Annotated in this window: 10 protein-coding genes; 3 read left to right on the top strand and 7 right to left on the bottom strand. The window is 63.0% G+C overall.

Annotated elements, in window-relative coordinates; translation table 11 throughout:
* Positions 1-364: 364 nt before the first annotated feature.
* Positions 365-1,780: a nucleobase:cation symporter-2 family protein gene (locus tag P3T40_RS11565; protein ID WP_429267818.1), complete on the top strand. Its 1,416-nt coding sequence runs from the start codon at positions 365-367 to the stop codon at positions 1,778-1,780.
* 105 nt (positions 1,781-1,885) lie between these two features.
* On the opposite strand, the gene P3T40_RS11560 is transcribed toward P3T40_RS11565, so the two are convergent.
* The 3 genes from P3T40_RS11560 to P3T40_RS11550 are packed head-to-tail and all read right to left on the bottom strand — an operon-like array spanning position 1,886 to position 7,853.
* Positions 1,886-3,406 carry an efflux transporter outer membrane subunit gene (locus tag P3T40_RS11560; RefSeq protein WP_429267817.1) on the bottom strand — a complete coding sequence of 507 codons (1,521 nt, stop codon included), beginning with the start codon at positions 3,404-3,406 and terminating at the stop codon, positions 1,886-1,888.
* Position 3,407: 1 nt separating this feature from the next.
* A complete protein-coding gene (locus P3T40_RS11555; RefSeq protein ID WP_429267816.1) occupies positions 3,408-6,605 on the bottom strand; it encodes an efflux RND transporter permease subunit in 3,198 nt (1,065 codons plus the stop codon).
* 18 nt (positions 6,606-6,623) lie between these two features.
* Positions 6,624-7,853 (bottom strand): efflux RND transporter periplasmic adaptor subunit, encoded by a 1,230-nt coding sequence (locus P3T40_RS11550; RefSeq protein ID WP_429267815.1) that lies wholly within the window; start codon positions 7,851-7,853, stop codon positions 6,624-6,626.
* Between the two features lie 431 nt (positions 7,854-8,284).
* Between P3T40_RS11550 and P3T40_RS11545 the strand changes: the two genes are divergently transcribed.
* Positions 8,285-8,950 carry a TetR family transcriptional regulator gene (locus tag P3T40_RS11545; protein WP_429267814.1) on the top strand — a complete coding sequence of 222 codons (666 nt, stop codon included), beginning with the start codon at positions 8,285-8,287 and terminating at the stop codon, positions 8,948-8,950.
* Here the strand turns inward: P3T40_RS11545 and P3T40_RS11540 are convergent.
* Positions 8,947-9,579 (bottom strand): cysteine hydrolase family protein, encoded by a 633-nt coding sequence (locus tag P3T40_RS11540; RefSeq protein WP_429267813.1) that lies wholly within the window; start codon positions 9,577-9,579, stop codon positions 8,947-8,949. The two genes, P3T40_RS11545 and P3T40_RS11540, sit on opposite strands and share 4 nt — an antisense overlap.
* Positions 9,580-9,769: 190 nt before the next feature.
* On the opposite strand from P3T40_RS11540, the gene P3T40_RS11535 reads away from it, so the two are divergent.
* Positions 9,770-10,747 (top strand): helix-turn-helix domain-containing protein, encoded by a 978-nt coding sequence (locus P3T40_RS11535; RefSeq protein WP_429267812.1) that lies wholly within the window; start codon positions 9,770-9,772, stop codon positions 10,745-10,747.
* A 49-nt stretch (positions 10,748-10,796) separates the two neighbouring features.
* Here P3T40_RS11535 and P3T40_RS11530 read toward each other — a convergent pair whose 3' ends face one another.
* The 3 genes from P3T40_RS11530 to P3T40_RS11520 form a co-directional block, all read right to left on the bottom strand.
* On the bottom strand, positions 10,797-11,549 hold the full coding sequence (locus P3T40_RS11530) for a CoxG family protein (RefSeq protein WP_429267811.1): 753 nt from the start codon (positions 11,547-11,549) through the stop codon (positions 10,797-10,799).
* A gap of 33 nt (positions 11,550-11,582) precedes the next feature.
* Positions 11,583-11,984 carry a DUF427 domain-containing protein gene (locus P3T40_RS11525; protein ID WP_429267810.1) on the bottom strand — a complete coding sequence of 134 codons (402 nt, stop codon included), beginning with the start codon at positions 11,982-11,984 and terminating at the stop codon, positions 11,583-11,585.
* A 230-nt stretch (positions 11,985-12,214) separates the two neighbouring features.
* On the bottom strand, positions 12,215-12,712 hold the full coding sequence (locus P3T40_RS11520; protein ID WP_429267809.1) for a carboxypeptidase regulatory-like domain-containing protein: 498 nt from the start codon (positions 12,710-12,712) through the stop codon (positions 12,215-12,217).
* Positions 12,713-12,777 lie beyond the last annotated feature (65 nt).

The following is a 12,777-nucleotide window of genomic DNA, read 5'->3' as shown; positions in this document are numbered from 1 at the left end:
AGCAAAGCTGGTCCGCAGCACGATTGTCCAACATCGCTGCGAGCGCCCCGCAAAAACGCCATTCGCGGGTTAACCCCGCCATCCTGGGAGCAGTATCAAAACAACACTATGTGTCGCTTCGAATACACCTCATGGATTCTCACACATATCGCTTTCGCCCGGCTCGTCGGCATGATCGCGACCTCGCACCGCTGCATAGGGCTCACAGCCGGTTTTCGCAGTACGCGCATTTCGATTGGCTTTCAAATTGCTCTCACCCATACGATCATCGCGAAGCCGGGAATAGGCCCCAGTGGTCTTGTTGTGCTTTTTCTCTCCGCATACCTTGGAGCCATCCCAAAACGAGATGGTGGAGAGAGACAAAATGCAATCGAACACGGTTCACCCGTGCGACGAGCGACTGCCCGCAGGCCAGTTGCTGACGCTCGGCATCCAGCACGTCCTTGTCATGTACGCAGGTGCAGTGGCGGTCCCGCTCATCATCGGTAGTGCGCTCAAACTGCCCAAGGATCAGATTGCGTTCCTGATCAGCGCCGACCTTTTCTCCTGCGGCATTGCTACGCTGATCCAGACGCTCGGCCTGTGGATCTTCGGCATCCGCCTGCCCGTCATCATGGGCTGCACGTTCGCGGCCGTCGGTCCGATGGTAGCGATCGGCACCAACCCGAGTCTGGGCATTCTCGATATCTTCGGCTCCACTATTGCGGCGGGGGTGATCGGCATCCTGCTCGCGCCCGCCGTCGGCAAGTTGTTGCGCTTCTTCCCGCCGGTCGTGATCGGCGTGGTGATCTCCGTAATCGGCCTCTCGTTGATGGAAGTCGGCATCAATTGGGCGGCCGGCGGCGTCGGTAATCCTGACTATGGCAACCCGGTCTATCTGGGCCTGTCGCTGGTCGTGCTGACGCTGATTCTGATGATCAACAAGTTCGGCAAAGGGTTCATCGCCAACATTTCGGTGTTGCTCGGCATCGTCGCTGGCTTCGTGATCGCCGCGCTGCTTGGGCGCGTCAACATGGAAGGCGTGACGGCCGCACCGTGGGTCGGCATCGTGATGCCGTTCCACTTCGGCCTGCCGCACTTCGATCCGCTCGCCATCGCGACGATGGTCACCGTGATGTTTGTCACCTTCATTGAATCGACCGGCATGTTCCTCGCGGTCGGGGATATGGTGGATCGCCCGGTGGATCAGAAGACGCTGGTGCGCGGTCTGCGCGTCGACGGTCTGGGCACGCTGATCGGTGGCATCTTCAACTCGTTCCCGCATACGTCGTTTTCGCAGAACGTCGGGTTGATCGGCGTAACGGGTGTGAAGAGCCGTTTCGTCTGCGCCATGGGCGGCGTGCTTCTCGTACTGCTCGGCCTGTTTCCGAAGATGGCCCAGGTGGTCGCCTCGGTGCCGGCGTTCGTGCTCGGCGGCGCGGGGATCGTGATGTTCGGGATGGTGGCCGCTAACGGCATCAAGGTGCTGTCGAAGGTCGACTTCGTGAAGAACCAGCACAACCTGTTCATCGTCGCAGTCAGTATCGGTCTGGGTCTCGTGCCGGTCGTATCGCCGCACTTCTTCGAGAAGCTGCCGCCGGCGCTGTCGCCGCTGCTGCATAGCGGGATTCTGCTCGCTTCGGTGTCCGCAGTGGTGCTGAACCTGGTGTTCAACGGCGTGAAGGATGAACGCGCTGCGAAGCGTGAAATCCGCCGCGCTGGGCATGATTTCGACGGCCGTGGTGGGAACGAGGAAGCGGCTCCTGGTGATGAGATGCTGCGTGCTGCGGATTTGCACTGAGTGCGCGGTTGTTAAAAAAAACGCCACGGCATGCCGTGGCGTTTTTCTTTGCTTTCACGAGCGGATTCCGCAGAAGAACCCGCCTTGGCCTGTGCTGCCCTGCGCTTAATTCGCCGAAGGCGCAGAAGCCGCCGCCGGCGTGCCGGTCGCACTGTAGTCGACCGGTGCATCAGCCGGACGCGGTTGATCGCCGTTGTGCTCGATCCAGCCACCGCCCAGGAACTGGTACAGATCCACCAGGTTCGTAAGCCGGTTCAGACGCGCCGCAATCAAGGTCTGCTGAACCGAGTACAGATTGGTCTGTGCGGTCAGCACAGCCAGGTAGCTGTCCACACCATTGTGGTAACGCATCTCAGACAGATTGAGCGCGCGCTGTTCCGCGAAAGTACCGCGCTCGAGTGCCTGGATCTGCTGATCGTAGGTGCCGCGTGCCGCGAGACCATCCGCCACTTCCCGGAAGGCTGTCTGGATCGCCTTTTCGTACTGCGCGATCTGGATGTTCTTCTGGACGTGGGCGAGATCGAGATTGGCCTTGTTCTGACCGCCGGTGAAGATCGGCAGCGTGATCTGCGGCGCGAATGACCACGCCGCGGAACCCGGTTTGAACAGCCCGCCCAGCGAAGGGCTCAGCGTGCCGAAGTTGCCGGTCAGCGAGACCTGCGGGAAGAACGCGGCGCGCGCCGCCCCGATGTTCGCGTTAGCAGCAAGCAGATTCTCTTCAGCCTCGACGATGTCCGGACGACGCGTCAACAGATCGGACGGCAAACCGGCCGGGATGTCCGTGAGGAGATCCTGGTCGTCGAGCTGCTTGCCCGGCGGCAAATCGTCGGGCAACGGCTCACCCACCAGCAACACCAGCGCGTTTTCCGCCTGCGCCCGCAGACGCGCCTGCGCCTGCTGGTTTGCCAGCGCCTGCTGGACCACCGTCTCGGCCTGGCGCAGATCGAGCTCGGAACCCGTGCCCGTCTCGAACTGCAGCTTCGTGATGTTGTACGAGGCCTGCGCCGTGTTCAACGTATCCTGGGTGACCTTCAGCAGATCGTCATCCGAGAGCAACGTCAGATACTGGTCCGCCACCGACGACACCAACGCGATTTCCGCCGCCTTGCGCGCCTGGGCGGTGGACAGGTATTGATCCAGGGCCTGGTCCTTCAGGCTGCGAATCCGGCCGAAGAAGTCGAGCTCCCATGACGCGTTGAGCCCAACCGAATACTCGGTGCTGAGCTCCTCACCCGGCAGCGCGAGGTCCGCCGGAGTACGCGTCCGGGTCTCCGAACCCGCTGCATTGATGGTGGGGAACAGGCTCGCCCGCGCCACCCGATACTGCGCCTGCGCCTGCTGGATATTCAGCACCGACACGCGCAGATCGCGGTTGTTCTTCAGCGCGAGCTCGATCAGCCGCTGCAGGCGCGCGTCGGCGAAGAAATCGCGCCAGCCGATGTCGACCGCGGCCTGCCCGTTGGCGCTACGTGCGCCGCCGTTGGCCGGGCCCGGCTGCGTCGCGTAGACGCCGCTCGCCGGGAACGCGCCGGAGACCGGCGCGGCGGGCTGCACGTACTTCGGCTCCATCGTGCAAGCCGTAGCAAGGATCGCGACCGCTACTGCAATCAAAGAGTGTTTTTGCATCTCAATGTCCTTCCTTGCCCGAGCCATTGCCGCCTTGCGGGTCATGAGGATGGTGCTGGTTATAGTGTTCGAGCGCCGCATCCGGGTCTTCCTTCTCACCGCCGAACTTCGCACGAACCACGACGAAGAACATCGGGATCATGAAAATCGCGAGGAAGGTGGCGGTCAACATCCCGCCGATCACGCCAGTACCAATTGCGTGCTGGCTCGCCGAGCCTGCGCCGTTACTGATAGCCAGCGGCATCACGCCGAGAATGAACGCGAGCGAGGTCATCAGAATCGGCCGCAACCGCAGACGCGCAGCTTCGAGCGCGGCCTCGACCGGTCCCATGCCTTCGCCCTGCTGCAGCTCGCGGGCGAATTCCACGATCAGAATCGCGTTCTTCGCCGACAGCCCCACCGTGGTCAACAGACCCACCTGGAAGAACACGTCGTTCTCGAGGCCGCGCAGCGTGGCGGCCAGCAGTGCGCCCAATACGCCGAGCGGCACCACCATGATCACCGAGAACGGGATCGACCAGCTTTCATACAGTGCCGCGAGACACAGGAACACGACGAGGATCGAGATGCCGTACAGAATCGGCGCCTGCGAACCGGACTGGATTTCCTGGAACGACAGACCCGTCCATTCGTAACCGATACCCGCCGGCAGCTTCGCCGCAAGCGCTTCCATGGCCGCATTGGCCTGACCCGTACTCTTGCCCGGCGCTGCGGCACCCTGGATTTCCACCGCGGAAATACCGTTGTAGCGCTCCAGCTTCGGCGAGCCATACGTCCACTGGCCGCTCGCGAACGCCGAGAACGGCACCATGGTGCCCGCACCATTGCGCACGTACCAGTCGTTCAGGTCTTCCGGGTTCATCCGGAACGGCGCGTCACCCTGCAGATACACCTTCTTGATCCGGCTGTCCGTATCGAGGAAGTTGTTCACATAGGAGGACGCCCACGCGATCGAGAACGTCTGATCGATCGTGGCGAGCGAAACACCCAGTGCCGAAGCCTTCTCGTGGTCGATCGTCACCTTGAACTGCGGCGTGTCGTTCAGGCCGTTTGGACGCACCTGCGCCAGCATCGGGTCCTTCGCAGCCATGCCGAGCAGCATGTTGCGCGCTTCCATCAGCTTCTCGTGGCCCACCCCTGCACGGTCTTCGAGTTCGAAGTCGAAGCCGGCTGCGGTACCCAGCTCAGGAATCGACGGTGGGTTGACCGGATACACCAGTGCGTTCTTGTAGCTCGCGAAGTGCATGAACAGACGTCCCACCAGGGCCTGAACCTTCTCATCGGCGTGCTGGCGCTGCGAGTAGTCCTTCATCCGCACGAACACCAGACCCGCGTTCTGGCCACGGCCCGCGAAGCTGAAGCCGTTCACCGTAAACACGGATTCGACAATGCCCTTCTCGGTCGTGAGCAGGTAGTCCGAAATGTCCTTCAGCGCATGCGCCGTGGTTTCCTGGGTCGAGCCCGACGGCGTCTGCACCAGCACGAACATCGTGCCTTGGTCTTCATCCGGCAGGAACGACTTCGGCAGGCGCACGAACAGCATCCCCACCGCCACGATCACCACCAGATAGATGATGAGCCAGCGTCCCGAGCGCTTGATCACGTGGTGCACGCCGCTGTGGTACTTGTCGCGGCTCTTCTCGAAGGTCCGGTTGAACCAGCCGAAGAAGCCCTTCTTCTCTTCGTGATGGCCCTGCGGAATCGGCTTGAGAATCGTCGCGCACAGTGCCGGTGTCAAAACGAGTGCCACCATCACGGACAGCACCATCGCCGACACGATGGTCAGCGAGAACTGCCGGTAGATCGCACCCACCGAGCCGCCCGAGAACGCCACCGGCACGAACACCGCCGACAGCACGAGCGCCACGCCGACCAGCGCGCCGGTAATCTGGTCCATGGCCTTGCGGGTGGCGTCGCGTGGCGATAAACCCTCTTCGGCCATCACCCGCTCGACGTTCTCCACCACCACGATTGCATCGTCCACCAGCAAGCCGATGGCGAGCACTAACCCGAACATCGACAGCACGTTGATCGAGAAGCCCACCGCGCTCATGATCGCGAACGTACCGAGCAGCACCACCGGCACCGCGATCGTGGGAATCAACGTCGCGCGCAGGTTTTGCAGGAACAGGTACATCACCAGGAACACCAGCACGATACCTTCGAGTAGCGTCTTGACCACTTCCTCGATCGACAGACGCACGAACGGCGTCGTGTCATACGGGTACTTCACGACGAGACCGTGCGGGAAGTACTTCGACAGCTGCGCGATCTTCGCGCGAACCGCGTTGGCCGTAGCCAGTGCGTTGGCGCCCGTGGCGAGCTGAATACCGAAGCCTGCCGTCGGCACGCCGTTGTACTTCGTGTCGAAGTTGTAGTTTTCGCCGCCGAGATCGATACGCGCCACGTCCTTCAGCAGCACGCGCGAGCCGTCCTGGTTCACCTTCAGCAGAATGTTGCCGAACTGCTCAGGCGTCTGCAGCAGCGTGGCTTCGCTGATCGTAGCCTGCAGCAGTTGCCCCGGCACCGACGGCGTACCGCCCAGCGAACCGCCCGACACCTGGACGTTCTGGTTCGTGATGGCCGTCTGCACATCAACCGGCGTCAGGCCGTAATTGTTGAGCTTGTTCGCATCGAGCCAGATCCGCATGGCGTACTGCGAGCCGAACAGCGTGACCGTACCCACACCGTCAATCCGGCTGATCGGATCTTCGATGTTCGAGGCGACGTAGTTCGCCAGGTCATACTTGTTCATGCTGCCGTCTTCGGAGTTGAAGGCCATGACGAGCAGGAAGCTGCTGCTCGACTTGGTGACCTTCGTCCCCTGCTGCTGCACTTCTTGCGGCAGAAGCGGCGTGGCGAGCTGCAGCTTGTTCTGCACCTGCACCTGCGCGATGTCAGGATTGGTGCCGGCTGCGAACGTCAGCGTGATGGTAGCCGTGCCCGAGTCGTCCGACGTGGACGAGAGGTACAGCAAGTGGTCAAGACCACTCATCTGCTGCTCAATCACCTGCGTGACGGTGTTTTCAACCGTCTTCGCCGACGCGCCCGGATAGGTCGCGCTGATCTGGATCGCCGGTGGTGCGATGGTCGGGTATTGCGCGATCGGTAGCGTAAAGATCGACGCGATGCCGGCGAGCATCAAGATGATGGCGATCACCCATGCAAAAATAGGGCGATCGATAAAAAACTTTGCCATGAAACAGGCTCCCTGTTATTACGCGCCCGATGCAGCGGAGGCAGCTTGTGCCGACTTCGCACCGCTAGCGGCCGGCGCAGCTTCAGCGGTTGCGTCGGAAGCGGGTGTGCCAGGCAGTTGCGCGGGGACGGTCTTGACTTCCATGCCCGGACGAACCTTGTCGGTGCCCTGCACGATCACGCGGTCGCCCGCATTCAGACCGCTATCGACCACCCAGTTCGAACCGTATGTAGCCGAGGTAACGAGCTGGCGCAGCGCGACCTTGTTGTCCGAACCGACAACCAGCGCAGTCGGAGTGCCCTTCTGGTCGTGCGTGATGCCGACCTGCGGCACGATGATCGCCTTGTCGTTCACACCTTCTTCGATACGCGCACGCACGAACATGCCCGGCAGCAGCACGTTGTCCTTGTTCTGGAACAGCGCGCGAACCGTGACCGAACCGGTGCTCTGGTCGACCGTGACGTCGCTGAACTGCAGCTTGCCGGTTTCCGAATAGGTGCGGCCGTCTTCGAGAATCAGCGTGACCTTGGCTGCATCCGGGCCGCTCGTCTTCAGACGCCCTTCCTGGACTTCACGGCGCAGCTTCAGGCCGTCGAGGCTCGATTGCGTCAGGTCGACGTACATCGGGTCGAGCTGCTGCACGGTGGACATCAGCGTGGCGGCGCTCGCCTGCACGTAAGCGCCCGGCGTGACCTGCGAAATGCCGACTTGGCCACTCACCGGCGAGACGACATCCGTGTATCCCAGGTTGATCTGGGCGGTATCGACCGCTGCCTTGCCCGAAGCCACATCCGCTGCTGCCTGGCCTTCCGAAGCCACGGCGTTGTCGTAGTCTTGCTTACTAACGGCGTTGGCCGCGACCAGCACCTTGTAGCGGTTGGCCTGCGCGGTGACCGACACGAGATTCGCCTCTGCCTTGGCGAGCGTTGCCTTGGCGCTGTTCAAGGTGGCGATATACGGCGCCGGGTCGATCTTGTAGAGACGCTGACCGGCCTTCACCTGGCTGCCTTCGGTGAATTCGCGGCGCAGCACAATGCCGTCCACCCGCGCGCGCACCTGCGCCACGAGGAATGCATTGGTACGGCCCGGCAGTTCAGTGACGACAGGCACGGCCGTCGGTTGAACAGTCACGATGCCGACTTCCGGCGTTTGTTGTGGCGGGGCCGATTGTTTTGGTCCGCACGCTGCCAGCAATATGGCGGCCGTCGCGGCACTGATTAAGCGAAATGGAACCCGTTCGACGCGCATGGAGCGACCTCTGTCAAGGCTGAGAGAATGAAAAAATGCGTGAAAAGTGCGCGCATCCCTACCCCGGGGAAACAGCGCACACATGCGTCTCGCGACGCGTGACCGGAAGCCCAATAATGCGAATTGGATGGACGACCTGCGAAATGCACGAAACCCGGAAATGCCGCACGGCGCCGACCTTTTCGGTACGGCGCTAAGCGTTTTGAAAGGCAACAGTGATGGATATTAACCGGTCGTCACTGCTTGGGCTATCGGATCGATGGGGTGCTATTATATATACATCCGCGGATGGATGTAAAAGTGCGTTTCACTATCGTTATGGGTACTGCGCAGCAATAAACGTTCGTAGAAAGCGCAACAATCGGTTGTATTGTGACGGGTCGCGTTTAAAAGTACCCGGGTAACCCCGCATACAGGCAGGTCAGACGAATATGGTCAGAAGGACCAAGGAAGAGGCGCTGGAGACGCGTGCCAGCATCCTCGATGCAGCAGAACGGGTCTTTTTTGAGAAAGGCGTGTCACGCACGTCGCTGGCCGATATCGCCCAGGCTGCAGGCGTCACACGTGGCGCGATCTATTGGCATTTCGCTAACAAGGGCGATCTGTTCAACGAAATGTTCGACCGCGTGCTGCTACCGCTCGACGAACTCAAAGCCGCCTCGGTCAACCCGGAGGAAGCCGACCCGCTCGGGCGGCTGATCGACATCTGCACCGTGTGTCTGCGCGACACCGCGGCGGACCCGCGGCGGCGCCGCGTGTTCGACATCCTGTTTCTGAAGTGTGAATTCGTCGAAGAGATGGGCCCGGTGATGGCCCGCTATCAGAGCAACATGCGCGAGGGGCTCGGCAAGATCGAAGTCGGCTTGCGCAACGCGATCTCCAAAGGACAGATGCCCGCCGACCTGAACACGAGGCTGGCGGCCACCATGCTGCACGCGTTTGTCGGCGGTTCGCTGCGCGACATGTTGCTCCTGCCCGAGTCCACCGATTTCGAGCTGCACGCGCAGGAGATGGTCGAAGCCATGTTCGACGCGTTCAAGCTCAGTCCCGCGCTGCGCACGGGTGGCGATCCGCTCAGGGGTCTCGTGGAAGGCTAGGCCTTTGCCTGCCTCGCGCGGGCCTGCTGATTCGACGCATAGATATTGCCGCGTTCGAGCGCGACGCCCGCCTGCACCGCTTCAACCCACTGCTGCGTGCTCGCCACCGCAGCAAAGCGCGAGTGCAACACGACGCTGAACACGCGGTGAATCTCCTGCGCGCTGGCAAACCCCGCCTGATTCTCGTACGACACCGATCCGGTTGCATCCTCCAGGAACTCGACCGCCAGTCCGGCGTGCACCGCATGATTGATGGTCGACGCGTCGCAGTTGTGCGTCATGTAGCCGACCACCGTCAACGTATCGATCTGCCGCGCGGCAAGCCAGTCGGCCAGATCAGTGCCCGTAAACGCGCTCGGCAGATCCTTGACGATATGGTGATCGCGTTCGCGCGAAGCCACCACCGGATGCAACTCCGCCCCCGGCGTGCCGCGCGCGAAGATCGGCGAACCGGCCGGCGCGAAGTTTTGCACCACGGCCACCGGTACGCCGGCGGCGCGTGCCGCGTCCATCGCGCGGCCGATGTTGGCGAGCGACGTCTGGACCTCGGGGTATTCGATCGGCAGGTCGCCGGTCACATATTCGTTCTGCACATCGATGACCAGCAGGGCGCGGCTCGGCGTTGACATGGCAAGACTCCTTCGTTGATAGGTGGACTCGCCGTGCGTCGGTGTTTTTGTGGGGGTGGGTGTGAGTCTGTGCGGCGCAGCGGCATGGACGGCATTGTTCGCTTTCACGCGCGTCGGCGACAGTGACCCAGATGACAAGCTTCGCTAGAATCGGGCCAATGTGGATTTTGCTGCGAAGACCCTGCCATCTATGCCCCAGCCCATCGCCCCCGCCGGCCCGCACATCGTCGCGGTGATCGCCTTCGACGGCATCAGCCCATTCCACTTGTCCGTGCCGTGCGTGGTATTCGGCGAAAACCGCAACGATGGCGGCGTGCCGCTGTTCGATTTTCGCGTGTGCGCCGCCGAACCCGGCGCGCTCTCGACCACCGCGGGGTTTTCGATCAACGCGACACATGGACTCGAGGCGCTCGACGACGCTCACACGATCATCGTGCCGACCTGGCGCGATCCGGATGAGACGCCGCCAGCCGCACTGCTCGACGCGCTGCGACGCGCCCACTCGCGCGGCGCGCAACTGGTCGGCCTGTGCCTTGGAGCGTTCGTGCTGGCGGCTGCCGGGATACTCGACGGACGTCCGGCCAGCACGCACTGGGCGTGGGCCGACGATTTCGCGCGCCGCTTTCCGCGCGTGCGGCTCGACCCCGACGTGCTCTATATCGACGACGGCAACGTGCTGACTTCGGCCGGCACGGCCGCCGGACTGGACTGCTGCCTGCACGTGCTACGGCGCCTGTGCGGCGCACAGGCCGCCAACTATGTCGCGCGCCGGCTGGTTGTGTCGCCGCATCGCCAGGGCGGCCAGGCGCAATACATCCAGCAACCGGTCCCGCCGAATCTGCGCGGCGACCGGCTGTCAGGCCTGCTCGACTGGGTTGCGGCGAATCTGGATGCGCCGCACACGCTCGACACGCTGGCCGAGCGGGCGCTGATGAGCCGCCGCACCTTCACCCGGCGTTTCAGGCTGGCGACCGGGACGACGGTCGGCGCATGGCTGCTTGCGCAGCGTCTCGCCCGCGCGCAGCAGTTGCTCGAAGGCAGCGATCAGTCGGTCGAAGCGATTGCGGGCATTGCGGGATTCGGCTCCACAGCGTCGCTGCGGCAACACTTCCAGGAGGCGTTCCGCACGTCACCATCGGCGTGGCGGCGGGAGTTTCGCGGCGTTTGACCTGGCGTTTGACGTGGCATCCGAAGCGGCGAACGGGAGGATCCCGCTCTCAGCTCTGGGTGAACCAGTGCGCCGCGTACATCAGCACCGCCACCAGAAGAATCATGACGGCCCAGGCCCACTGCGGCATGGCGTGCGGAGTCGGCTCGCGATGCGACACGCTATGCGAGGCGCGCGCCCCGAACAGTGTGCTGGTCGCACGCCCACTCAAGCCACTGCCGTGATCGTTCGGCCGTACGCGCCGCGCCATCCCGCCCAGGTTGATCGGCCGTAGAAACACATGCTGGCGACGGCTGTGCGTGCCGCGTGCGCGGTTCGGTCCCTGGCCATGCTTGGCCTGTACGACCGCGCAGAACTCGGTGAAGAAATCGTCGGCCAGCTCGTGCAGTGCGTTCTCCAGCTGACGGGTCGGCAATTCCGCGAGCGGCCCGGCCAAGGTGGCCCACACCGAATAGTCGATCCGCGTGCTGGGCGCCTTGTTTGGGCCCGTCTCGTCCGGGCGCAGGGTCACGTCGATCCGTCCCCGCAGCGAGCCCACGCCTTCGGCACGCGCCTTGAAGTTAAGCGCGCGATGCGGCGCGCCGGGCTCGGTGGCATTTTTGCTGGCGACATGGGCCCGCACTTCGTAGCGGGCACGCAACGGTCCGAGCGGCACCATCAGCGTCAGGGCATACTCGCCGCCCGCCAGACGGATAAACGATTCGCAATTGTCGAGGCTGGCGCGCAGCAACGCGAGATCCTGCAGCGCGTCCCAGACATCAGACGGTGCAAGTGCAATCCGTAACGCGTCGTTCAATTCCATGGCTGCCTCCCCGATGAACGCGCGCCCGCGGGATCAGGACGTCTGATCGATGCGGTCGACGCGCGATGCATAAAACGCCAGATATCCCTTGATCTGCTGGACCCCGTCAAGCGGGCTTTCATAGCACCAGACGGCGTTCTCGACCAGGCCGTCTTCGGTGCGCAGATGGAAATACGACGCCTCGCCCTTGAACGGACAATGCGACGTATGGTTGGAGCGTTCGAGCCGCGCCATATTGACATCACCGCGCGGAAAATAAAACACCTCGGGCAGGCCGGTCTCGGCGACTGTGAGCGCAGCCTGCGTGTCGGCCATCGTGACACCCTGGTGGATCACCCGCACCCGATGTTGGTTGACCGCAATATCAATGCGATGAGCGCCATGAGAGGCGTCCCCTCCGCAGGGACTTCCTTTGGTAGTCGAGGCATCGCTCATGTCACGGCTCCGTTTGCGAAAAACCAGCGGTTCAGGCGGCGGTAAGTGCGGCGGCGGTCGGGCGGCGGTCGGGCGGCGGTCGGGCGGCGGCTCAAAACGGTACAACCGCAGACGGCGAAAACTTCGGCGGTCCGCGGCGGCTTTCAGAACGAAAAAAAGCCACGGGAGACCCCGTGGCTTCATTATCGGCCAATCTACGGCCGTTTGCGCGACCTTCGCGCAGGGGCCGGTTACTGCGTGTTCCAGTAAAACGCCGACTTCGCGCTGCCCGTGGCCGGGATCGTCACAGCCTTCTGCTGATCGTCGCTCTTGTAGCGTGCGTGCACCGTGTAGCGGCCGGGACGCAGCTTCACCAGCATGTATGGGCCGCGGGAAGTTGCCTGCAGCACGTCAGCGCCGTGCGCGTCGACGATTTGCACATGCACGTCGGCGAGGAAATCGGAACCGGGGCCGGTGAAGCGCAGCGCCAGCGGCCAGCGATGTTCCGCGCCCTGCAAGGCCTTCGATTCGTCGCTGCCGACGCCGCCCGACACAAAGGCCACGTCACCCTGATGCTGGATTTGCGGCATGCCGCCGCCGTTGTCGTTGCCGGCGCTCGTGTCGTCGGAGGTACTGCCGCCCGTGGTGTCGCCCGGCTGTTGCGCCCACGCGCCGCCCGCGAGGCCTAGCGTCAGCGCCGCGGTCACCGCAGCCGCAACGAGCCGTCGCTGATTGCCTTTAATTTTCATTGCATCGCTCCTTTTTAGAGTCGTGGTAGGTCTGCCCGACTGACAGCTGCAACTGTCGTGCCCGC

The organism is Paraburkholderia sp. EB58, assembly GCF_050436665.1.
GTDB lineage: Bacteria > Pseudomonadota > Gammaproteobacteria > Burkholderiales > Burkholderiaceae > Paraburkholderia.
Note: the sequence above shows the minus strand (reverse complement) of the source record. Positions and strands in the feature narration are given on the sequence as shown.